Genomic DNA, 23,367 nt, shown 5'->3' with positions numbered 1-23,367 from the left:
AAGTGTTAAACCTTTTCCTTTTGCAGCAGTGCCGGGAACGTCTTTAGCAATATCTTAAGGTCAAGCCAGAAAGAGTATTTGGAAGCGTAAAAGTTGTCCAGCTTTTTGCGTTCTCTTTCAGACATATCTTCTTTTCCACGCCTGCTGATCTGCCATAATCCAGTTAATCCGGCAGGTCCGAGAAACCTGGTGGTCCATTCGTTTGAAGTAAGCATTTCGGCTTCATACAAAGGAAGTGGGCGGTTTCCGACCATTGACATGTCTCCCATCAAAACATTCAACAATTGAGGAAGCTCATCAATACTGGTCATTCTGATAAATTTACCAATTCTGGTAATTCTTGGATCACCTTTGATTTTTATAAAAGTTGATTTGCCTTTCTCTGCATCCGTATACTGGTTGAGAGAGGAAAGGAGGTTGATCTCTTTGTCGGCATTAACCCGCATGGACCGGAACTTATAAAAGTCAAAAATCTTGTAGCCTGTGCCAACGCGTTTGCTTTTGTAAATTATCGGTCCTCTGGATTCCAGTGCTATACATGCTCCTACGATAAGGAAAAGCGGAGCGAGAATGATGAGGGCAGAGCCGGACGCTACGATATCGAATGCGCGTTTATAAGCAGGAAGCCTGTAACGTACGTCCACCTTTCCCGACAAATCTGTCAGGGTCGGTTTAATTAATTTAAACTTCACCAGAAATGACAATCGTTCGCAGAGGTCTTCTGTAGGGAAGGGGTAATTGTAATAATCGTGTACCTTGAGGGAGAGCGCTTTCTTTTTCCACTGCTTGTTAACAAATGCGGACAAGACTACGATGATCATTCCTCCAAGCAATGGATTTTTCTTGATTTTGGATACTATTTGAATCCACTCTCCCTTGAAATCCGCTTCCATCAGGAGGATGTCGGGGAGCGTGAGCAAAGACTGGTCATTGAGAAAAGTCTCTATATTGTGAATGGTGAGCTCGGCTTTGTGAAGCTCGTAATTGGCATTAAGGTCTTTAAACAGGTAGTCCTTGAGTTCACTTCCGGCATAAACAATACGAGCGTTGACACCTGAACGGTTGAAAGTGCTTAAGGTTGGTTCGAATAACATCTTAATGATCTGATTTTGAAGGTATATGGGATTGTGAGAGAAGCTTGGTGATCTCCGCTTTGAGGGCCTCCGGATTGAAAGGTTTGTGTATGTATGCTTCCGCTTTGCGGGCCATACTATTCGCTACACTGGTGAGGTCGTCGTTTCCGGATAGAAGAATAACAGGTATGTCCCTATAGAATCCGCTTACTTTAAGATTGTGAATAAAAGAAGTGCCATCGAAATAGGGCATGTGCAGGTCTGATATGATGAGTGCAGGGTCGTTGCCCTCTTCCAGCCAGCTAATCGCTTCAACGCCACTGTTTTTTATGACTAGTTTGTACTCTTTGGAGAGTACAAAGTTGAGAAGCTTCAGTATGCTTACTTCGTCGTCAACTATCAGAATTTCTTTTTTCATAGAGCAATGTGAACCAACCTTTCCCATAAATGTACGAGTTCTACGCCTGGGATGTGAAAAGGTTTGAAATGATTACATAAATATACACATAAATGGTATATTGTGGGTTGAAAATTAATGGAGATGTAATTTTAAAAGCGTAAATTCATCGTTTGGGCTTACAAAAAAATTACATTGCTATTCCATAATTAACTTTCAGGATTTACATATTTAATTAATTTTGCGTTGCAACATCCAAATATATGTCAGATAAAGCTATTTTAAACCTAGGAGATAAAACGTACGAGTTACCAGTTACTAGTGGTACAGAGAATGAGAAAGCTATAGATATTTCAAAGCTTAGAGATCAAACCGGTTACATTACGTTAGATAGTGGGTTTAAAAACACGGGAAGTACCAAAAGTGCTATCACCTATTTAGATGGTGAACACGGCATACTGAAGTACCGTGGGTACAAGATCGAAGATCTTGCAGAAAGATCCAGTTTCATTGAGGTTGCATACTTATTGATTTACGGAAATTTGCCTACTCAGGCGGAGATTGACAACTTTAAGCACCAGATCAGCAAGCACATGCTTTTGCATGAAGATATGAAGAAATTCTATGACGGATTTCCTCCTAAAGCACACCCAATGGGACAGCTTTGCTCACTGGTAAGTTCATTATCCGCATTTTCTCCCGAAAGCCTCAACGCAAACCCTTCACCGGAGGATATCAATTTAAGCATCATCAAGCTGTTTGCTAAAATGCCGACTATCGTATCCTGGATATATAAAGGTTCTTTAGGAGAGCCGTTCATCTATCCGAAGCATAGTTTAAGCTATGTAGCGAATTTTATGAACATGACCTTCGGCCAGGTTACTGAAGAGATTGAGATTGACCCTGTTGTGGTTGATGCGCTTGATAAGCTGTTGATTCTTCATGCAGATCATGAGCAGAACTGTTCTACATCAACCGTTCGTATCGTAGGTTCATCAGGATGTAACCTTCCTGCTTCTATTTCGGCCGGTATTTCAGCACTTTGGGGCCCGTTACATGGTGGAGCCAACCAGGCTGTAATTGAAATGCTTGAACTCATCAAGAATGATGGTGGAGATACGGAGAAATGGATCAACAAGGCAAAGGATAAGGATGATAACTTCCGTTTAATGGGATTTGGTCACCGTGTTTATAAAAACTTTGATCCGAGAGCCAATATTATAAAATCTGCTTGTGACAAAATTCTCGATAAGTTGGGAATTAACGACCCGATTCTTGAGATCGCCAAGAAGCTGGAAGAGGCTGCGTTAAACGATCCTTACTTCGTAGAGCGCAAGTTGTATCCGAATGTAGATTTCTATTCAGGAATCATTTACAGAGCGCTTGGCTTCCCTACGGATATGTTTACGGTTCTGTTTGCTTTGGGACGTCTGCCGGGATGGATAGCTCAATGGAAAGAGATGAGAGAAAATAAGGAGCCAATAGGCAGACCAAGACAGGTATATGTGGGCGGAGTTGACAAGCAATATGTTGACATAGCTGACAGGGGCTAGTTCATTAACCCCCATCATAAAAAAAGGTGTCCGGAAAGTTCCGGACACCTTTTTTTATGATGGGGGTTATCAGCTTTACATTTAAATAAGAATCCCGGCTATCGTTGCGGAAAGATAGGAAGCCAGGGTGCCGCAAATAAGGGCTTTCACTCCCAGCTTTGCAAGGTCTGACCGTCTTTCGGGAGCTAGTTCGCCGATACCGCCTACTTGTATGGCTATAGAACTGAAGTTGGCAAATCCGCAAAGGGCGAAGCTGGTGATAACCAGCGTTTTCGGGTCGATGGTGTCTTTGATTTTAGCCAGATCCAGATAGGCGACGAACTCGTTGATCACCATCTTGGTACCCATTAGAGAACCTGCGGCGTGAATATCTTTATATGGAACGCCCATAGCCCAGGCGAACAAAGAAAACAGGGAACCCAGGATTTGGTTCAGGCTCAGATGATGGATATCAATACCGACAAATGCCAGAGAAAGCCCCCAGCCTCCAAGTACTGAGCCTATGCCTGCGAGAACGTAATCGACCAGTGCGATAATGGCAATAAAGCCGATCAGCATCGCAATGACGTTTAGTCCCACCTTCAGGCCGTCGCTAGCTCCATGTGAGATAGAATCCACAAGATTTGCGCTGGTCTTTTGCACTTCCAGGGATACTTCACCTTTAGTTTCAGAAACCTGCGTTTCGGGCCATACGATTTTAGAGATGACTAATGCTGCCGGTGCAGCCATTATGCTGGCGGCCAGTAAGTATTCAGCGGGAACACCGAAAGAGATGTAGATAGCCATGACGCCGCCTGCAATACATGCCATGCTGCCTGTCATGGAGGCGAGCAGCTCGGACATGGTCATTCCCTTCAGGTAAGGTTTGATCATGATCTGTGCCTCCACCTGACCGACAAATGCGCTTGCAATGTTCGAGAGTGCCTCTGCCCCTGAAACTCCCATAAGTTTGTATACGCCATACGCAAAGACTTTTACAATACGCTGCATGATACCCAAATAATAAGCAACACTCACGAGTACTGCTACGAAGATAATAGTGGGAATAATGTTGAAGAAGAAGATGGTGTCGACGCCAAAAGCGGTGTTGAGGGCAATTTTGTTTGCCAGAGGGCCGAATACGAAGTTGGCGCCTGCGTGGGAGAAGTCGAGAACCTTGGTGACTCCTGCACCTAACCAGGCGAATATCATTTTACCTGCCGGGACTTTAAGAATGAATACGGCTAGAACGAGTTGAATAGCTAATCCGGAGAAAACGAGACGGTAGTTGATTGCCTTACGGTTGTTAGACATCAAAAAAGCAATGGCGAAAATCAGTATGATACCGATTATGCCGGTGAATCTTTCCATTTATTAAGTTGCTGTAATTTTGTGTGTTGCTTTTAGAGGCCTATGAAGACTTTCTTTTAGATAGTTCGTCGCGGATCTTCACCGCCTTTTCGTAAGCTTCTTCTGCTAATGCCTGCTGTAATTTTTCTTTAAGTTCGTCATCGCTTAAAGAGCTATAACCTGCTGTTGCTTCGGATTTTTCATCTCCTGGAGCTGCATCAATGTTTTCAAGGAAGACAAAGTCATTGCCTTCAATCATAATTCCTGCGGAGGCGAGTATGAACTCATAAGTGTGGATGGGACAGCCAAAGCGTACTGCTAAAGCAACCGCATCTGAAGTTCTTGCGTCTATTTCTTGCACCTGGGTACCATCGCTGCAGATCAATTTTGCGAAGAATATTCCGTCTACCAGATTGTAGATGATCACTTCCTGAATATTGATCTGAAAGGCGACTGCGAATGATTTGAATAAGTCGTGAGTAAGAGGACGGGTTGGTGTCATTTTCTCGATTTCAACGGCTATGGCCTGCGCTTCTGAGCCACCGATAATGATAGGTAATCGGCGTCTTCCGTTTACTTCACCCAATACCAGGGCATATGCGCCGGATTGTGTTTGACTATATGACAAGCCTACAATTTCCAATTTGATTTTTTTCATTCCGTTTACCCTTAATCGCCTGTTTTGTTTTATTTTGCAAAAATAGATTAAAAAAGCATTTTTTTATAATGAACGACGACCGATTGCAAAAGCTTTTCGCTTTTTTAGAAAATGATCCCTCCGATCCATTCATTAAATACGCTCTGGCAACTGAATATACGAAAAGACTGGAGCTTCAGAAAGCGTTATCTTACTTTGAAGACCTGATGTCCAATAATGAAGATTATGTTGGAACTTACTATCATGCAGGAAAACTGTATGAGAAGCTGGGGCGACAGGAGGAGGCGGTAAGAACCTATCAGAAGGGAATGTCTGTGGCAAAAGCCGTACGTGATATGCATGCTTTTTCAGAGTTGCAAACCGTATACCTGTCTGCGACAGGTCAGGATTACGAAGATGATTAAACTTAACGCCAAAAAGCTGTTGTTTCTTAAAGATGTAATGATCTTTACATTGACGGCTTTTGGCGGTGCGCAGGCGCATCTTGCGATGATGCTGAAGGAGTTTGTTTTGAAAAGAAGGTACATCAGCGAGGACGAACTTCTTGAGCTGAATGCGATGACGATGGTTCTGCCCGGGCCGTCTTCTACCCAAACGCTCGTGGGAATTGCTTACAAGGTGGGCGGAGTTTATTTATCTCTTATTACCTTTCTTATCTGGATATTTCCGTCGGCAGCTTTTTTGTGCTTTATTGGCGTTATTTATTCCTTTCTGGGGGAGAAATCGGAGTTCCACCATGTGATGGATTATATTCAGCCAATCGCAGTCGGTATTGTCGGTTACGCTGCGATTACGCTGTCTAGAAGTCAGCTGAAGACCAGGTTGTCGTTATGGCTCGCATTCGGAGCGGTGATCGTAACGCTTATTCTGAAGAACGCGTTTGTATTTCCCATACTCATCTTAATTGGTGGGGTTATTTCCGCGGCGTTGGAGAGTTCTTCGAAGGAGCAAGGTCTCCATACGGGTATTTTCAGGAATATAAATCAGAAAAAGGTGTTGTACTTTATCGGGATCCTGTTGCTGTTTGCATCGTTGGGTGCTATCATCAATCAGACTTCACCTTTTAGTCTTCCCATCCGTTTATTTGAGAATTTCTATCGGAACGGAGTGATCATTTTCGGCGGAGGCCAGGTACTTGTTCCGCTAATGTTTACGGAATTCGTGGAGATGAAGGGATATCTGACTGCCGACCAGTTCTTAAGCGGCTATGCGTTTCAGCAGATTTTGCCAGGGCCCACGTTCTCTTTCACTTCTTTTGTAGGTACGATGGCGATGAAAAACGCAGGAAACGGCATTCTTGGCCAAATAGCGGGTAGCCTGGTAGCAACTTTAGGTATCAATCTGCCGGGTGTAATATTGGTACTTTTCTTCGTTCCTTTTTGGGACGACCTAAAAAAGGTAAGCAGAATAAGGAAATCACTGTCGGGAATTAATGCTGTTGCCGTGGGGTTTGTTATTGCCGCTTTTCTTTTTCTCCTGGATCCAATGCTTAAGAAAAGTATGGGTTCTTCTTTTTTTGAGTTCGGAATTATCGCTGTGACAATCTGCATTTTATGTTTCACCAGGATCAGAACCCCCTGGTTGATTCTAACCGGGGTTCTGGTGGGTCTGATATTTTAGAAAGGTGCCTCATCATCCATGTCATCCATGCGGGATGGTCTGGTGATAAAGGTATTGGGTTTGTCGAAGTCGGTTGATGGGGCCATTCCTGCAAAAGGATCTGTGCTTACCGCAGCGGAGTTGACACTGAAATCATCTTCCAGGTCGGCAAATTTTACATACTTTCCGATGAACCGAAGCGGGATGGTACCTGTTTCACCATTACGGTGCTTTGCAATGATTACTTCACCAATACCTACGGTTGAACGTCCTTCTTCGTCTTCCGTAAGGCCATAATATTCTGGCCTGTAAAGGAAGAGTACCATGTCGGCGTCCTGCTCAATTGAACCCGACTCACGTAAGTCGGAAAGCATTGGTTTCTTATTTCCTCCCGGACGGCTTTCTACTGCCCGGCTCAACTGCGAAAGGGCGATTACCGGGACGTTGAGTTCTTTAGCAACGGATTTTAATGCGCGGGATATACTACCGATTTCCTGTTCACGATTACCGCCTTTTCCTTCACCTTTTCCATGCATGAGCTGTAAGTAGTCAATGATGATCATCTGGATATCGTATTGCGCTTTCAGGCGCCTGCACTTGGCCCTGAACTCAAAGATGTTCAAAGCAGGGGTGTCGTCTATGAAAAGAGGTGCTTCCGTTAATGTCCCGATTTTGGAGTGAAGCTGCTGCCACTCCCATTCAGCCAGATTACCTTTACGGATTTTTTCCTGCTCTATTTCCGTTTCCCCGGAAATTAACCTGTTGACAAGTTGAACAGATGACATCTCCAAAGAGAATACAACGACGGGCTTATTGAATTGAACAGCTGCATTTCTTGCACAGCTGAGCACGAAAGCGGTTTTACCCATTGCCGGACGTGCCGCAATGATTACCAGGTCGGAAGGCTGCCAACCTGAGGTCATTCTATCCAATGCTGTAAATCCGGAGGGTACACCGGTAAGGCCGTCTACACGGTCGCGCAATTTTTCGAGTGAGTCTAAAGACTCGCGGATGATATCATCCATCTTCCGGGAATCACGACGAAGGTTGTTCTGAGCGATATCAAAAAGGTTCTTTTCTGCATGATCCAGAAGGTCGAATATATCGGTAGTGTCCTCATATGCGTTCTGGATGATCTCCGTAGAGATGCGGATAAGTTCTCTTTGAATAAATTTTTGAGAAATAATACGTGCGTGATATTCGATATTTGCGGCGGATACCACACGGTTTGTAAGTTCAGTGATATAGTATGCGCCTCCGACCATTTCCAGGTCTCCCTGTTGTCTGAGCTGGGATGTAACCGTCAGGATGTCGATAGGGGACGACTTTTGGAAAAGCGTTGCTATAGAAGCGAATATCTTCTGGTGTGTTTCTTTATAGAAGAGCTCAGGTTTCAGAATGTCAATAACAGCAGAGAGAGCATCTTTTTCCAACATAAGTGCACCCAATACTGCTTCTTCCAGATCGATTGCCTGAGGAGGTAATTTTCCAAGTCCGCTCACCATATTTGTAAGACGAGTTCGCCTGTCTGTACCCGCGGATTTTCTGTCCGGGTTAAATCCTCCGTTTTCCATTTCTAAACTCATTATGCAAAAATACATAATCGCTTTGTCTAGTTCTGCACAACTATTGAAAGGAGGCTGATTTTTACAACGAGACTATTTCTAGATATCCACATCGGGATGTGGATAAGATGTTAATCAAGGCGGCTTATCAGGGGATTAACAGCCGCTGAGCGATGTTGAAAACTTTCAAAGATGTTAAAAACGGAAGTTGCAGGGATTTTATTATATATAATATGAGCAAAAAAACAGTAATTTGTCAGATAAAATTTTATGAATGAATACGAATTCCGATAGAGTCCGCAGAGAGCATAATCAAATGATTTTCGGCATCCGAGCTTTGATTGAGGCGATTAAGAGCGGGCAGGATATTGAAGCAGTGTATGTACAGCGAGGCCTTACAGGTGCTTTATTCAACGAATTAAGGGTGTTATTGAAGGAGGCTGAGATAACCTATCAGCAGGTGCCCGTTGAGAAGCTGAACCGGATAACGCAAAAAAACCATCAGGGTGTTATCGGAATGGTTTCGCCGATCACGTATCAGAAAATTGAAGATATTGTTCCTCAGATTTATGAAAAAGGTGAGGTGCCGCTATTGTTGATCCTGGACGGGATCACCGACGTGAGAAATATGGGTGCCATTGCAAGAACCGCAGAATGCTCTGGCGTGCATGCGATCATCGTGCCGGTAAAGGGGTCTGCGCAGATCAATCCGGATACGATAAAGACGTCTGCAGGCGCGTTGTTTAATATTCCAGTTTGCCGCCATGAGAGTCTGAGTAAGGTTGTTCGTTATCTTCAGGAGTCTGGTATACAAATTGTTGCGTGTACAGAGAAAACTAATGATTACTTGTATAAGGTTGATTTTAAAGGACCAACAGCTATCGTGATGGGTTCTGAAGAAGATGGGATATCTTCGGAAATTATTCGTGTAGCTGACCACTTATCTAAAATTCCGATGAGTGGTACGATTGGTTCGCTTAACGTGTCAGTCTCTGCGGGGGTGATTCTTTATGAAGCAGTGAGACAAAGAACCGTTTAACGGTCTTGTAGTTTATTGAAAGGACATTAAACTAACCAGTGATTAACGTGGATGAGTATTATTTATTTATAGACACTGAAACATCAGGCTTGCCCAAACGCTGGGACAAGCCTTACTCCAAGGAAGGGAACTGGCCGCATATTGTCCAAATTTCATGGGTGGTTTATACGAAGAAGGGCGAAGAGCTCATTCAGAAGGACCACTTCATTAATGATGAAGACTTTGTTGTGTCGCCGGGCTCCTTTAAGATTCATGGGTTTTCAGACGAATACCGGAAAGAGTATGGGAAGCCTCGGGTGGTGGTAATGAAAGACTTGTCGGAAGATCTGTCGCGTTACAAACCCATGATTGTGGGTCACTTTACCGAGTTGGATCTGCATATGATCGGAGCGGACTATTACAGAGCCGGACTTCCCAACCTGGCTCTTTGTTGCCCGGCCTTCTGTACCATGATGGCAACGGTAAAGTTAGTAAGAAATCCGAGTGCAAGTTTTTTGAGGCTCGGACAACTATATGATCTTCTGTTCAATGAAGGTCTGCGAAATCCGCATAATGCGTTGGATGACTCTATTGCGACGGCCAGGTGTTTCTTTGAGCTTGAAAGGCAGGGGCTCATAACCGACGAAGTTGTAGCGTCTCAACAAGGGCCTTTAAATAAAGTAAAGTATAATGCGAAGAAATTCTCGTCTGCTCTGCCCGTACTTTTTCTTTGTGTGCTTACGATACTTATCTCATTTCTTTTTTAAACACCATGACACGTGCCGAGTTTCTAAAAAATGTTATCCCATTCAACGTCTTGCCTGAAGAAGTGCTCCGGGGAGTAGCTGACCTTTTTCATGAAGTGAGGTATGTTAAGGATACTGTCATTTACCAACAGGAAGTGACTAAAATGAAGGGTATCGACGTTATTGTAGAAGGGAAATACGAGGCGTTTTTTTATGATAGCTCACAGGCCAGGCGGCTTGAAGAGCACCATGAGCCTGGCTTCTGCTATGGGGGAGTCTCTGTTCTGCTGAACAGGAAACGCTCGTTGAGGACCGTTATCGCAAAAAAAGGGACTGTTGTATACTTCCTTCCCAGAAAGGACTTCAGGGCACTGTGTAATGCTTACGATGAGTTCTTCCATCATTTTACTGCGGATTTTGGCCGCAGGATGCTGAATGAAGAATTTGCTCACTTTGCTAAGAAACCAACCTCGTTTGAGGAAAGTTACCTCGCTTCTGAACAGCTTTACTCACGCCGGATTGAAAGTATCGGTTATCGCGATATTGTGTACTGCTATCCGGATACGCCGATTTATAAGGCTGCAGGTATCATGGCGGATAACAAAACAAGCTGTATGATTATCCGGAGCCATGAGGGTGTAGTTGAAGGTTTTGTTACGGATATCACTTTAAGGGACAAGGTTATTGCTAGGAGGGGAGACGTTAATGCACCGGTTATCGAGGTGGTTGACAACCCTGTGGTGACCATCAGCAGTCAGGCCTTTGTATACGAAGCTGTGCTGATGATGTTTTCTACCAAGACCAAATATCTGCTGGTCGAAGACCAGGGTGTATATAAGGGGATAATTAGCCGTAACAGGTTATTAAGCGAACAGGCGCAATCACCGTTGGTATATGTGCAGTCGGTTAAGCTTGCTGTGTCGGTTGAAGAGCTTAGATCGAAATGGCAGCAGGTGCCGCAGATGATAACACAGCTTCTGGGCCGCGGGGTCAATGCAGAGATCATTAACCAGATCATTTCGACTATTGCCGATACAATTGCCCAAAAGGTCATTGAAGAGGTTATTAAGCGCGTCGGCGAGCCACCTGCAAAGTTCGTTTTTATGGTCTTGGGTAGCGAGGGCCGTAAGGAGCAGACGCTGAAGACAGATCAGGACAATGCGATCATATACGAAGATAAGGCGAATGAGCAACGCGAGTTGGTGAGGGATTACTTTCTGAACTTCGCAAAGATTGTTTCGGAGAAGCTTAACTATATAGGCTTTAGTTATTGTACCGGTGGATTCATGGCGAGCAATCCTAACTGGACCCATTCTCTTTCCCATTGGAAACGGAATTACGAAAGCTGGATGGAAGAGTCTCTTCCTGAGACGGTTATCAAGTTTTCTACTTTCTTTGACTGCAGGTATATCTACGGCGATAAAACTATTATTTCTGAACTCCATCAGTTTCTCGATGAAAAGCTTCATGAGCCGATGGAGAAGCTGTTTTTCCATATGGCGAATAATGCCGTTCAGTATGAACCACCTTTGACGTTCTTTAAAAATATCCGGACGATTACCATAGGTGAACAGGAAGTATTCGATATAAAGAAAGCAATGACTCCTATAGTTGATCTGGTTCGGCTGTATTGCCTCAGAAACCGGATTTTTAAAACCAACACGGGCGAGCGCCTTAAGGCCCTGAAGGATATAAAGGTATTTTCTGAATCGGAATTTCACGAATTGAATCAGTCTTACTATTATTTGATGGCTATGCGATTAAAAAAGCAAGCTAGCCAGATTATACACGATAAGGCCCTTCCGGAAAACTATATTGATCCAAACAGTCTTACCAAAATTGAGCAGGTAACGCTGAAAGAGATTTTCAGAACGATAGAGTCGTTTCAGTCAAGGCTGCGGCGTGAGTATACCAGTAATTTGTTTGGTTAAACGCCTGAGGTTTAATGATTGTCATCATTTGGCAGGTTGATAGCTGTCATTGGTTTCAAGAGGATATGAGTATACCTTTATACCATTGAATCACATAGATTAAACGTAATCGTTATGAAACCCACAAATGCGGAAAAGCTTGTTCAAAAAATAGAAAGGGTCCGAGAAGCTCAGCGGTTGTACTCAACCTATAGCCAGGACCAGGTTGATGAAATTTTTCGTCAATCGGCCATGGCTGCAAACAATGCCAGAATATTGCTGGCTAAGCTGGCGGTTGAAGAAACAGGAATGGGTCTTGTGGAAGATAAAGTGATTAAAAACCACTTCGCTTCAGAATATATTTATAACCAATATAAAGATTCAAAGACATGCGGTGTCATAGAAACCGATGAGGCCTTTGGTATTACGAAGATTGCTGAGCCGATTGGTGTGATCGCCGCGGTTGTTCCAACAACCAACCCAACTTCAACAGCGATTTTCAAAGCTCTTATCGCTCTGAAAACAAGAAACGGAATCATTTTTTCACCACATCCGAGGGCAAAGAAGTCAACAATCGCAGCTGCGAAGATCGTGTTGGAAGCAGCTATCGCAGCAGGGGCACCCAAAGATATTATTGCCTGGATTGACGAGCCTTCCGTAGAGTTATCGCAGATCGTTATGTCTGAGTGTGATCTCACTTTGGCTACAGGTGGACCGGGGATGGTTAAGTCCGCTTATTCATCAGGCAAGCCAGCCATTGGAGTGGGAGCAGGAAATACACCGGCAATTATTGATGAAACAGCTCATCTGAAGATGGCGGTAAACTCCATTCTCTTATCAAAGACATTTGATAACGGGATGATATGCGCGTCTGAACAGTCTGTCATTGTAATTGACCGCATTTATGAGGAGGTTAAACATGAGTTTGAAGACCGGGGTGCTTATATTCTGAATGACGAAGAAACAGAAAAGGTCAGAAAAGTGATTTTGGTAAACGGCGTTTTAAATGCCGAAATAGTAGGCCAATCTGCTTTCAAAATTGCCCAGTTGGCAGGCTTTACTGTACCTGAATACACTAAGGTACTCATCGGAGAGGTCGAATCTGTAGAAAGGGATGAAGCCTTCTCTCATGAGAAGCTTTCTCCGCTATTGGCGATGTATAAGGCCGGCACGTTTGAGGAAGCTTTGGAGAAGTCTGTCCGGCTGGTTAAATTGGGCGGCTTCGGACATACATCGGTCCTTTACACGGACGAGGTCAAGTCGCACGACAGAATCGAAGCTTTCGGAACTAAGATGAAGACAGGGCGGACGATTGTAAACATGCCATCTTCCCAGGGAGCGATAGGCGACATCTTCAATTTTAAACTATCTCCTTCTCTAACTTTGGGATGTGGAAGCTGGGGAGGAAATTCTGTTTCTGAGAATGTAGGCGTTAAACATTTATTAAATATAAAAAGCGTGGCAAGCAGAAGGGAAAATATGCTATGGTTCAGAGTACCTGAAAAGGTTTATTTTAAATACGGTTGTATGCCTGTTGCTCTTCGCGAGCTTAAAGAGCTTGGGCGGAAAAGGGCTTTTATTGTAACGGACAAGGTGCTATATAAGTTAGGCTTTTTGGATCCGGTGGTGAAGGTGCTGGAGGAGTTAGGCATTGAGCATACTGTATATTTCGACGTTGAGCCAGATCCAACGTTGGATACGGCAAGACGGGGAGCGGCTGAAATGATCAGCTTCCAGCCAGATACGATTATCGCGCTAGGTGGTGGCTCTCCGATGGATGCAGCGAAGATCATGTGGGTTTTATATGAGCACCCGGAAGTTCGGTTTGAAGATCTGGCCATGCGCTTTATGGACATCCGCAAGCGTGTTTACCGCTTCCCGACAATGGGGGGAAAAGCGATGATGGTTGCGATTCCGACGTCTGCCGGAACAGGATCTGAAGTTACGCCGTTCGCTGTTATTACGGATGAGGTATCAGGCTTAAAATATCCACTTGCTGATTATGAGCTGACGCCTGACATGGCCATCGTAGATGCTGAGCTGATGATGAAGATGCCTAAAGGGCTCACATCTGCTTCTGGTATAGATGCACTGACACATGCTCTCGAAGCATATGTTTCCGTCCTCGCTTCTGAGTATACTAACGGGCTTGCACTGGAAGCGATCCGGTTGATTTTCAAGTATCTTCCAGATGCATATAATGAAGGGGAAACAAATGTTAAGGCACGCGAAAAAATGGCGCATGCGGCAACAGTGGCGGGCATGGCTTTTGCCAATGCTTTCTTAGGAATATGCCACTCGCTTGCTCACAAATTGGGAGCCACTCACCACGTACCACATGGCGTGGCCAACGGAATGCTTATCACTGAGGTGATCAGGTTTAACGCTGTTGACAATCCACGTAAACAGGCTGCTTTTCCTCAGTATAAATATCCAAACGCAAAATGGAGATATGCAAGGGTGGCAGATTACCTGAACCTGGGCGGAGAAACGGATTCCGAGAAGATCGACCTGCTGATTGCTGCAATAGACGATCTGAAAGCCAAAGTAGGTATCCCTGCTTCAATAAAAGAATACGGTGTCTCTGAAAAGGCCTTTTATCCGACCCTTGACGCGATGTCTGAACAGGCTTTCGATGACCAATGTACCGGAGCAAATCCGAGATATCCGTTGATAAGCGAATTAAAACAATTATATATAAACGCCTTTGAAGGAAAACCGAAGGTGGAAAAAGATGAGCTCAAGCTTGACGAAGAGGCAGTAGCCTAAATTTATTATTATTGAAGGGAAGAGACCCGGGAGCGCCAGCTTCTGGGTTTTTTTGTAAATTCAAAGTGCATCTTTGATAGTTTTAATCTCTGGGTGAACATTTCGTTATCTTGATTGCTTATAGTCAGAAGGCGACATATCGTCTAATGGTCTATTTTAACTTTAACACTATGTCCAGTAACTTTTTCATGGTCCTGATTGATGGCGTTCCTACCCGATTTGAAAAGAGCAGAATAATTGAAATCGAGCCCTCCGGAGATGGGGGATCGAAAATTACTATGGTTGCATCCCATGAGGCCGAAGAACCTATCATATATTTCACTTCGGAGGCGTACGAGGAAGTAATGAAGTCATTTTTGTCTTAAAATTTAGTAGTTTTATGCTGTCTTATGAGCTTAAACTACAAACGTATTGTAATCAAAGTAGGATCAAATGTCCTGACAAAAGCAAATGGCTTACCGGATCTTGAAAGGATCGAACATTTGGTTGATCAAATTTCAAGAATAAAGGAGCAAAATAAGGAGGTTATTCTCGTTTCTTCAGGAGCTGTTGCCTCAGGTAAGAGTCTTCTTTCTGTGTCTGATAAGTTTGATGCGGTTGCTACGCGGCAATTATTTGCGTCGATAGGCCAGGTAAAGTTAATAAACAAATATTCTGAGCTGTTTGAAGAAAGGGGGCTGGTATGCGCACAAGTACTTGTTACTAAAGAGGATTTTAGGGACAGGCTTCACTATCTTAATATGAAGAACTGTTTCAACATTCTTTTGCAGCATAATGTGGTACCCGTTGTTAATGAAAATGACGTCATTTCTGTGACTGAACTGATGTTTACAGACAACGATGAGTTGGCAGGTTTGATCGCCTCTCAACTGAATGCGGACGCTCTAATTATTCTGACAAACGTCGATGGTATTTTTGACGGCGATCCGAAAGCTGTCGGTTCTAAAGTTATTGAACGTATCGACCAGGATTTTAAGGGGTTTTCGGGAATTATATCAGCTAAGAAATCAGAGTTCGGCAGGGGGGGAATGATGACGAAATCTAATATGGCCCATAAAGTCTCAAGGTTAGGTATCGCCGTGCATATCGCAAACGGAACTACTGCGAATATCATTCCACGACTACTGGAGCGAGAGGTTTTGAATACTTACTTTGTGCCCCAGAAAATTGCTTCAGGAAAAAAGAAGTGGATTGCACACTCGGAGAACTACGCAACCGGGGTTGTTCGGATTAATGACGGTGCGAAAGTAGCATTGACATCGGCTAAGGCCAGCAGTCTTCTTCCTGTAGGGCTGGTAAGTGTTGAAAAGGACTTCAAAAAAGGCGACATTATCCGGCTTATTGACGAGGCCGGTTTCTATATCGGGCTTGGAATTGCTGAATATGGCTCTGAGAAAGCAAGAGAGCGTCTGGGAGTTAAGAAGCAGAAGGCTTTGGTACATTATGATTATCTTTTTTTAAATCCGCAAAATTGACAATATGAGTCTTAATAGTGTTTTTGAGGGGGCGAGGTCTGCTGCCAGATCCCTAAGCTTGATTACCTCTGAAAAAGTGTCCGGATTGCTGAATGAACTCGCTGATGAACTTGTGGCGAATCAGGAGTTTATTATCAGGGAGAACGAGAAGGACTTAAACAGGATGAGCGTGGATGATCCTAAGTACGATCGGTTGAAGCTGTCAGCGTCGCGACTTCAAGACATCGCTTCGGATTTAAGGAGTGTTTCGGGACTTGACAGCCCGGTCGGTGGGGTTTTAAGTGAAAAGGAGCTTCCAAACGGACTTCAATTAAGAAAGGTGCGCGTTCCTCTGGGAGTTGTCGGCGTAATTTATGAGGCGCGGCCAAATGTGACCGTTGACGTATTTTCGTTATGTTTTAAGACCGGTAATGTAGCGGTTCTGAAAGGGGGGAGTGATGCTTCTTTCTCTAACGAAGCATTAATTTCCATTATTCATAGGGTGCTGGAGGCGAATGCTATTGATAAGAATGTGGTGGTTCTGCTACCACCGGATCGGAGTGCCACAGAGGCGCTGTTAAACGCAGTTGACTATGTAGATGTAATTATTCCTCGAGGAAGTCAGCATTTAATTACTTACGTCAGAGACAACGCTAAGGTTCCTGTTATAGAAACAGGCGCAGGTATAGTACATACATTTGTAGATGCATCTGCTGATCTGGATAAGAGCAGGGCAATAATACTAAATGCGAAGACCAGAAGAGTGAGCGTGTGTAATTCTCTCGACTGTTTGTTGGTGCATAAGCAGACTATTAAGAACCTTGTTTTTTTGGTAGAGGAACTGCGCAATTCAGACGTTGTTATTTATGCAGATCAAGAGGCATTTAAAGAATTAAAAGGACATTATCCTGATCATCTTCTCCTCCCCGCGAAGGATGAGCATTTCGGTATTGAGTTTCTGGACTATAAATTGGCTATTAAAACAGTTGAAAACCTCAGTGAGGCCCTGGATCACATAGCCCGGTATAGCTCAAAACATAGTGAAGCAATACTTTCTGAAGATGATGTAAATATCGATGCTTTTCTTACTCAGGTTGACGCGGCAGCGGTTTACTCCAATGCATCTACAGGATTCACTGATGGGGCTCAATTTGGGTTAGGTGCTGAGATAGGGATAAGCACTCAGAAGTTACATGCCCGTGGGCCTATGGGTCTGGAGGAGTTAACGAGCTACAAATGGATAGTGAGAGGGAATGGACAGGTGAGAGCTTAAGCTCTCACCCTCGCTAATTTTGGAAAGCCTTTCTCAAGAAGATAAAAACCACCGAATAAAATAGTCCCGTAAATCGCGTCAGCGATGATCATATTTCTCAGAAACGGAAGCCCCATGATGTATGATTGGATTACACCTCCCATATTGTGAGGGTACCAGGGGTATAGAAAAGCGAAATTCGTTATAAGGAAAAAGAATACTGCTCCTGCTACAGAAGACAAAGCGATCGATGTAGGGTTTACCTTGCCCCGGATAGCCATACCACATGCTACCATAACGATAAAGCCAATATATACCGGGAGATTGAACCCGTTTCCAAGGAATGAGTCAGACACGGCCATAGCCATTAAGGGAATCAAAAAAGCCAATGTCTTGTTCTGAAATTGCGCGCCTGCGAAAACCGCCAGAGCACCAACTGCTGTAAAGTTCCAGATGTGTGGAACATAGAGAGGTAAAGCTCTTGTACAGGCAGCCAATAAAATTAAGCCGGTTAGCACCAGATATCTGGAGGAGAGTACCATTTTTGTCATAATTCCAAAGTTAAAAGGAAAAATTGAAAGCGGAAAGCTTTTATCTGCTTTTAGTCGATATGGAAAAGTATATGAAAGCCGATGTATCCGCAGGTTCAATTCCAAAAATTGAGAATTCGTGTTATACCCTTTGTTACTGGCGCAACAAAGGGTATAATAGCTAGATTGCTGTTATTCTGATCTTTTCAGGCCATACTTTTCTATCTTGCTATAAAGATGGCTTCTCTGGATGTCAATATCGTCTGCCGTCTTGGAAACGTTCCAATTGTTCTTCTGCAATTTATACTTGATATACTCCTTTTCCGATTGGTCTTTGTACTCCTGGAAGCTTGCGAACTGATCAAAGTTTACCTGAGGATTTTGCGAAGTTGCCGTGTTAGCAGATACCGGTTGCTCAGTTCCTGATGGATTGGCAAAAGTTCGAACATCATTCTCGGTGATTGTTTTCTCGCTGAGGATAATCAACCTCTCGATCATATTTCGCAGTTCGCGGATATTTCCTGTCCATGGAAGCGCTTTAAGTGCATCAATAGCACCATCACTGAACTTTTTAACCGGCATGCCGTATTCCGAGCAGATTTCGTTGCAGAAGCTTTCGGCTAGTATGGGGATGTCGTCTTTTCGGTCTGAAAGCGGTGGTACGTGTATCAGAATAACGCTCAACCTATGGTAAAGGTCCATTCTGAAGTTGTTCATTTCAATTTCTTTTTGCAGGTCTTTGTTGGTAGCAGCGACGACTCTCACGTTCACTTCGATTTCTTTTTCGCCGCCCACACGGGTTATTTTATTCTCCTGCAGCGCCCGGAGAACCTTGGCTTGCGCCGAATGACTCATATCCCCAATCTCGTCAAGGAACAGCGTGCCTCCGTTGGCTTGTTCGAATTTGCCGATGCGCTGTTTAACGGCCGAAGTAAATGAGCCTTTCTCGTGACCAAAAAGCTCACTTTCTATCAGTTCTGAGGGAATTGCTGCACAATTAACTTCTATAATAGGTCCGTTGGCCCGGCTGGATTTTTCATGCAGCCATCTCGCCACAAGCTCTTTTCCACTTCCGTTAGCACCGGTTATCAAAACGCGTGCCTCTGTAGGTGCGACCCGGTCAATGGTATCTTTAATCTTTGAGATGGCCGGAGAATTTCCGAGAATTTCTCTGACCTTACTGACTCTTCGTTTTAAAACTTTTGTTTCCGTTACCAGATTCCCTCTTTCCAGGGCATTTCGAACAGTAATCAGCAATCGGTTCAGGTCGGGTGGTTTGGAAATGAAGTCATACGCGCCCTTCTTGCTAGCTTCTACGGCTGTCTCGATCGTGCCGTGACCTGATATCATGATAAAGGGGAGGTCTGGTTTGATAGCTAGCCCTTCTGAGAGGACTTCCATTCCATCCATTTTGTTCATCTTGATGTCGCAAAGAACGAGATCAAAGTTTTGCTTTTGTATAAGAGCTAAGCCGTCAATGCCGTTATCGACGTCTTCAACTTCATAATCTTCATATTCGAGTATCTCACGTAATGTGTTACGTATAGCACGCTCGTCGTCAACAATTAGAATTTTAGCCATAATGTTCTATTTTTTGAACGTAGGAATGAAGGTTTTGTTTTTACTAATGTATACAATTATATACAGTTTCGATTTGCTGTGGTCGGAAAAGCACAAAGCCGTCTGTTTAGACGGCTTTGTAATAAGGTCTGTAAGCCGGGTTCTGTCTCCCATAAAGGGCTTCCATCATTTATCTAGCCAAGTTATTACTAACATGGTCAAACGACCTACCCGCTGGCGCATTTGCGAAGCAAAACTAAGACGAGCAGCCTTCAGTCGCCAGCATATTTGGTCTTTCAACTCCTGGGGTTTACCGCGGTGTATGTTACCATACAAAGCCGTGAGCTCTTACCTCACGTTTTCACCTTTTCCCAAATCGCAAGCAATTCAGGTAGTTTGTTTTCTGTGGCACTTTCCGTACACATCCAAGATGTGCCCTTCCCGTTAGGAAGCAAGACGCTCTGTGTTGCCCGGACTTTCCTCCTGATATAAATATCCGGCGATGGAACAACCTTTGCAAAGGTAGCTTTATTTACTGATAATGCACTGCTTTTTAAGATCAGCAGACGCTTCATTGGCATCATATAAGCCTTGATTGTTTCCGAAAGTATTGGTGATGTAGGTTATTAGGGCTGCAATATCTATATCTGGGAGGTTCGCATTAGCAGGCATCTCCGAGGCATAAAGTACCTGGTTAACAAGCATGCTGTCGCTTACGCCATGCTTAATCCAACAGGCTAGCTCTGACTTATGCTTTTTGAGGAAAGTTGTGTCATTAAGGGGCGGGATCAGCTTACCTAATCCCTGACCGTCAGATCCGTGGCAGTTCTGACAGTGAACGTCATACAGTTTTTTTCCATTGGTGTAATACCGGGCGTAATTGAGGTCGTTCTCTGATTGACAAGAATAAATGACCGAACATACAGCTGTTATCAAGGAAAGGAAGCAGACGATTTTGTATTTACTCATCAGTTTCTTTTAGCAGAGTTTCCATGTCGTCCATGAGCTTCGAAACCTGATCTTCCTTGGTGCCGTCGTATGCGCCTCTTAATCGTCCTTGCTTATCGACCAGGATGAACCACCCCTGGTGAATATACCCTCCGGGAGCATTTGCATCCTCATTCACTGCAACGAGATAGCTCCGCTCAGCCAGCGTATAAACCGAGTCACGAGAGCCTCTTAAGAATTCCCATTGGTTACCTTCAATCCCCAGTTTTGTAGCATACTCCTTTAGTTTCTCGGGAGTGTCATATTTATAGTCAATTGTATGGGAAGCAATTTTAACATCCTCGTTGTTTTTAAACTTGTCATACACATTAAGCATGTTTCGATGCATAACCGGGCAGATTGAAGGACATGAAGTAAAAAAGAAGTCGGCTACGTAGATTTTGTTTTTAAAATCCTTCTCTGATACGACCTGCTTATCCTGATTTACAAAATTGAAAGAAGGAATAGTTTGATATATTGTGTCCGTGATGGTTATTCCATCAACCACGCGTGTGACTGCTTCCCTGTTGCCCAGTATAGGTAGTCTCTCGGACTTTTGGTTGCAGGATAAAAACAGAAAACAAGATACAGGAATTATTAAGCGAAGATTCATACGGGCAAATTTACCTCTTACTCAACTGGAATACAAGAAATTGATTTAATACCATTGTTTATGTTACCCTTACCTCGTGATAAGCTATATTTGTTAGATGGCTGGAATTGTTAAAAGGATAAGCTTGGAAGGAGTGAAAATCTTTGCTTATCACGGTTATTTTCCTGAAGAGCAGACTATCGGAACACCTTTTTCTGTCGACGTCTTCACGGAAATGGAGAGTATACATGATGAATCCGACGATCTGGAGCTAACAGTGGATTATGGACGCTTATTTGAAATCGTATCGGAAGAGATGAAGATCACCCGTAAATTACTTGAAAAGGTAGCTCATGCTATCCTTATCAGGATTAAAAACGAATTCCCGTCAGTAAGCAAGATAACGGTAAGTATCTCAAAACTATCCCTTCCGATCAAAGGAGAGGTTAGAAATTCAAAAGTGGAGCTTGCTTACGAGCGTTAGCCTTGTGCTAACAAGCCAGAGCTTCAAAATCTATCATTTTTTGACGCTGAATCTCAGGGATTCTTTCAGGCCGGTTCTTCTCATAGTTGAAGAATATGCATACTGTTTTCCCTGTGGTACAAATGTCTTCACCACCATGCGTTTTTATGGTTAGGAGATATTCTACCGTGAAACTGCAGTTTGCTATCTTCGATATCCTAACGTAGGCATACAGCTCGTCATTAAATCGGACCGGCTTTTTGTAACTCACTTCAGCTTTGCCTATAATGATACCTCGTGTGTTACTCTTCCAGTTTACGATTTGCTTCCAATAGCCTGAATGGGCGATTTCGAAATAAGTAAGAAAAACATCGTTATTGACTACTCCATAGGCATTCAGATCGCCGAAGCGAATAGGGATGTACGTTTTAAAGTTATAAGAATCAATGTTCATTTAGCGGAATTTTTGATGCAGGGTGGTTGGTTCTGCAGATGTATTTCGATAAACTATATTCAGAAGGGTTTTGTTTGGACGGAGATGCAGAAGCATAAAACGAACCGTTTTTTTGCTTCTACTGAATCAAAAAGCTAGTTTTGTACATGCTCAGAGAAATACCCGAAACCAAGAGGAAGGCGCTAAAGATTAATTTAAACCCTAATATTTACGGCACGTTTGCTGAGATTGGTGCAGGGCAAGAAGTTGCACGTAATTTCTTTACAGCAGGTGCTGCTTCAGGAACGATAGCCAAGACGATGTCGGCCTATGACATGGTCTTCAGTAACGAAATTTATGGAGCCGAGGAATCAGGACGATATGTTAGTAAGTCGAGATTGATCAAGATGCTGGCTCATGAGTTTGATCTGCTAACCGAAAGACTTGAAGGTCTTGCTTACGATAACAGGTGTTTTTTTTCCTTTGCAAATACAGTAACAACATTAAATTATAATAAGACGAATGAGCCGCATGGTTGGGTAGGAATTCGTTTTCAATCAGAACCGCATGGTAAAGCGAATGAAATTATCTTGCATATACGTCTGTTAGACAGCGATGCCAGTTTACAGCAAAATGTGCTGGGTGTAATTGGAGTGAACCTGGTTTACGCAGCGTTTTTCCTGAACGGCAATGTACAAACAATGATCGAATCGCTGGTTGATAACCTTTCGATAGGATCTGTTGAGATTGATTTGATCAATCTTAGGGGGCCGGTTTTTCAGCATGCAAATGATCGTCTTGTTAATCTCTATCTCATTGCTAAGGGCTTCTCCAGCGCAGCGATATTTGATAAGTCCGCTGAAGTACAACAGTCTAAAGACCTGCTTTACAAGAAGAATATCATGATTCTCCGAACGAAGTACAGGCAAAAGTCGACCCCTAACTTTGATCTCTTCAACCGGGCTGTTGAGCAGTTTAAGCGGACCCAGGGAATCGACGATTCTAACCTGATCGTCCTGATTGAAGTGCTGATGTCAAATATGTTCGACGAAAAAGATGACATCAATAAAGAGGATCTGGAAGAGTTTGCAAAACGTGCCGAGGAACTGTGCGCAACAGGTAACCACGTTATTGTATCTCACTTTTCGCGGAACCACAAGCTTGCTCAATACCTTGCCAAATGCAGGCCTAGCAGCGTAGGGATATCGACTAATATCGCCAACCTGAAGCGGATATTTGACTCCGCAAAGTACGGCGAAAACTATACAGACGAACTTCTCAGCTATGTTAGCGACTTGTTTAGTAAGAACGTCAAGCTGTATGCTTATCCATATCTAAACAAAGTTACGAACGAAATTATCACTACTCAGAACATGCCCGTGAGTTATCAGGCGAAGCCGCTTTATGATTTTTTAATCCTAAATAACTATATCACAGACATTGAGAGCTACGACAAGAAAGACGTGAAGACTATCTAGT

The 23,367-nt window shown here is 43.6% G+C and carries 22 protein-coding genes and 1 other RNA gene; 12 read left to right on the top strand and 11 right to left on the bottom strand.

What is annotated here, in order from left to right:
- Positions 1 to 5: 5 nt before the first annotated feature.
- Both ACKI5J_RS17940 and ACKI5J_RS17935 read right to left on the bottom strand, forming a co-directional pair.
- A complete protein-coding gene (locus tag ACKI5J_RS17940; protein ID WP_407430968.1) occupies positions 6 to 1,094 on the bottom strand; it encodes a sugar transferase in 1,089 nt (362 codons plus the stop codon).
- Position 1,095: 1 nt separating this feature from the next.
- Positions 1,096 to 1,491, bottom strand: a complete 396-nt coding sequence (locus ACKI5J_RS17935) for a response regulator (protein ID WP_407430966.1) — start codon at positions 1,489 to 1,491, stop codon at positions 1,096 to 1,098.
- A gap of 242 nt (positions 1,492 to 1,733) precedes the next feature.
- On the opposite strand from ACKI5J_RS17935, the gene ACKI5J_RS17930 reads away from it, so the two are divergent.
- Complete coding sequence (locus ACKI5J_RS17930; protein WP_407430964.1) at positions 1,734 to 3,023, top strand: citrate synthase; 1,290 nt, start codon at positions 1,734 to 1,736, stop codon at positions 3,021 to 3,023.
- A gap of 81 nt (positions 3,024 to 3,104) precedes the next feature.
- Here the strand turns inward: ACKI5J_RS17930 and ACKI5J_RS17925 are convergent, their stop codons facing one another.
- Together ACKI5J_RS17925 and ACKI5J_RS17920 are read right to left on the bottom strand one after the other, a co-directional pair.
- Complete coding sequence (locus ACKI5J_RS17925; RefSeq protein WP_407430962.1) at positions 3,105 to 4,373, bottom strand: NupC/NupG family nucleoside CNT transporter; 1,269 nt, start codon at positions 4,371 to 4,373, stop codon at positions 3,105 to 3,107.
- Between the two features lie 40 nt (positions 4,374 to 4,413).
- Complete coding sequence (locus tag ACKI5J_RS17920; RefSeq protein WP_407430960.1) at positions 4,414 to 5,010, bottom strand: bifunctional nuclease domain-containing protein; 597 nt, start codon at positions 5,008 to 5,010, stop codon at positions 4,414 to 4,416.
- A 68-nt stretch (positions 5,011 to 5,078) separates the two neighbouring features.
- Here ACKI5J_RS17920 and ACKI5J_RS17915 point away from each other — a divergent pair, with 68 nt between their 5' ends.
- Positions 5,079 to 5,414 carry a tetratricopeptide repeat protein gene (locus ACKI5J_RS17915; protein ID WP_407430958.1) on the top strand — a complete coding sequence of 112 codons (336 nt, stop codon included), beginning with the start codon at positions 5,079 to 5,081 and terminating at the stop codon, positions 5,412 to 5,414.
- Complete coding sequence (gene chrA / locus ACKI5J_RS17910; protein ID WP_407430956.1) at positions 5,407 to 6,630, top strand: chromate efflux transporter; 1,224 nt, start codon at positions 5,407 to 5,409, stop codon at positions 6,628 to 6,630. The genes ACKI5J_RS17915 and chrA overlap by 8 nt, the downstream gene beginning before the upstream one ends.
- Here the strand turns inward: chrA and dnaB are convergent.
- Entirely contained in the window at positions 6,627 to 8,195 is a 1,569-nt protein-coding gene (dnaB, locus tag ACKI5J_RS17905) for a replicative DNA helicase (RefSeq protein ID WP_407430954.1), read from the bottom strand. The two genes, chrA and dnaB, sit on opposite strands and share 4 nt — an antisense overlap.
- A gap of 253 nt (positions 8,196 to 8,448) precedes the next feature.
- Here dnaB and rlmB point away from each other — a divergent pair, with 253 nt between their 5' ends.
- From rlmB to ACKI5J_RS17870, 7 genes are all read left to right on the top strand, one after another.
- Complete coding sequence (rlmB, locus tag ACKI5J_RS17900) at positions 8,449 to 9,213, top strand: 23S rRNA (guanosine(2251)-2'-O)-methyltransferase RlmB (protein WP_407430952.1); 765 nt, start codon at positions 8,449 to 8,451, stop codon at positions 9,211 to 9,213.
- Between the two features lie 47 nt (positions 9,214 to 9,260).
- The gene (locus ACKI5J_RS17895) at positions 9,261 to 9,959 is read left to right on the top strand and encodes an exonuclease domain-containing protein (RefSeq protein WP_407430950.1); all 699 of its coding nucleotides are present in this window, start codon (positions 9,261 to 9,263) and stop codon (positions 9,957 to 9,959) included.
- Between the two features lie 5 nt (positions 9,960 to 9,964).
- Positions 9,965 to 11,869, top strand: a complete 1,905-nt coding sequence (locus ACKI5J_RS17890) for a DUF294 nucleotidyltransferase-like domain-containing protein (RefSeq protein WP_407430948.1) — start codon at positions 9,965 to 9,967, stop codon at positions 11,867 to 11,869.
- 114 nt (positions 11,870 to 11,983) lie between these two features.
- Positions 11,984 to 14,617 carry a bifunctional acetaldehyde-CoA/alcohol dehydrogenase gene (gene adhE / locus ACKI5J_RS17885; RefSeq protein ID WP_407430947.1) on the top strand — a complete coding sequence of 878 codons (2,634 nt, stop codon included), beginning with the start codon at positions 11,984 to 11,986 and terminating at the stop codon, positions 14,615 to 14,617.
- A 170-nt stretch (positions 14,618 to 14,787) separates the two neighbouring features.
- The gene (locus ACKI5J_RS17880; protein WP_407430945.1) at positions 14,788 to 14,982 is read left to right on the top strand and encodes a hypothetical protein; all 195 of its coding nucleotides are present in this window, start codon (positions 14,788 to 14,790) and stop codon (positions 14,980 to 14,982) included.
- A gap of 24 nt (positions 14,983 to 15,006) precedes the next feature.
- Positions 15,007 to 16,092, top strand: coding sequence for a glutamate 5-kinase (gene proB / locus ACKI5J_RS17875; protein ID WP_407430943.1), 1,086 nt, complete (start codon positions 15,007 to 15,009; stop codon positions 16,090 to 16,092).
- A 4-nt stretch (positions 16,093 to 16,096) separates the two neighbouring features.
- Positions 16,097 to 17,344 carry a glutamate-5-semialdehyde dehydrogenase gene (locus ACKI5J_RS17870; RefSeq protein ID WP_407430941.1) on the top strand — a complete coding sequence of 416 codons (1,248 nt, stop codon included), beginning with the start codon at positions 16,097 to 16,099 and terminating at the stop codon, positions 17,342 to 17,344.
- On the opposite strand, the gene ACKI5J_RS17865 is transcribed toward ACKI5J_RS17870, so the two are convergent.
- From ACKI5J_RS17865 to ACKI5J_RS17845, 5 genes are all read right to left on the bottom strand, one after another.
- Positions 17,341 to 17,874: a DUF6580 family putative transport protein gene (locus tag ACKI5J_RS17865; RefSeq protein ID WP_407430939.1), complete on the bottom strand. Its 534-nt coding sequence runs from the start codon at positions 17,872 to 17,874 to the stop codon at positions 17,341 to 17,343. The two genes, ACKI5J_RS17870 and ACKI5J_RS17865, sit on opposite strands and share 4 nt — an antisense overlap.
- A gap of 171 nt (positions 17,875 to 18,045) precedes the next feature.
- On the bottom strand, positions 18,046 to 19,434 hold the full coding sequence (locus ACKI5J_RS17860) for a sigma-54-dependent transcriptional regulator (RefSeq protein WP_407430937.1): 1,389 nt from the start codon (positions 19,432 to 19,434) through the stop codon (positions 18,046 to 18,048).
- Between the two features lie 115 nt (positions 19,435 to 19,549).
- Positions 19,550 to 19,932: RNase P RNA component class A (gene rnpB, locus ACKI5J_RS17855), an RNA gene on the bottom strand.
- Between the two features lie 9 nt (positions 19,933 to 19,941).
- A complete protein-coding gene (locus ACKI5J_RS17850) occupies positions 19,942 to 20,382 on the bottom strand; it encodes a c-type cytochrome (protein ID WP_407430935.1) in 441 nt (146 codons plus the stop codon).
- Positions 20,375 to 21,013 carry an SCO family protein gene (locus ACKI5J_RS17845; protein WP_407430933.1) on the bottom strand — a complete coding sequence of 213 codons (639 nt, stop codon included), beginning with the start codon at positions 21,011 to 21,013 and terminating at the stop codon, positions 20,375 to 20,377. The genes ACKI5J_RS17850 and ACKI5J_RS17845 overlap by 8 nt, the downstream gene beginning before the upstream one ends.
- Before the next feature lie 124 nt (positions 21,014 to 21,137).
- Between ACKI5J_RS17845 and folB the strand changes: the two genes are divergently transcribed.
- Positions 21,138 to 21,476, top strand: coding sequence for a dihydroneopterin aldolase (gene folB / locus ACKI5J_RS17840; RefSeq protein WP_407430931.1), 339 nt, complete (start codon positions 21,138 to 21,140; stop codon positions 21,474 to 21,476).
- A 7-nt stretch (positions 21,477 to 21,483) separates the two neighbouring features.
- Here the strand turns inward: folB and ACKI5J_RS17835 are convergent, their stop codons facing one another.
- Entirely contained in the window at positions 21,484 to 21,909 is a 426-nt protein-coding gene (locus ACKI5J_RS17835) for an acyl-CoA thioesterase (RefSeq protein ID WP_407430929.1), read from the bottom strand.
- Between the two features lie 146 nt (positions 21,910 to 22,055).
- Between ACKI5J_RS17835 and ACKI5J_RS17830 the strand changes: the two genes are divergently transcribed.
- A complete protein-coding gene (locus ACKI5J_RS17830; RefSeq protein WP_407430927.1) occupies positions 22,056 to 23,366 on the top strand; it encodes a nicotinamide mononucleotide adenylyltransferase in 1,311 nt (436 codons plus the stop codon).
- Position 23,367: the final 1 nt, after the last annotated feature.

This window comes from Arcticibacter sp., assembly GCF_045629565.1.
Lineage (GTDB): Bacteria > Bacteroidota > Bacteroidia > Sphingobacteriales > Sphingobacteriaceae > Arcticibacter.
Note: the sequence above shows the minus strand (reverse complement) of the source record. Positions and strands in the feature narration are given on the sequence as shown.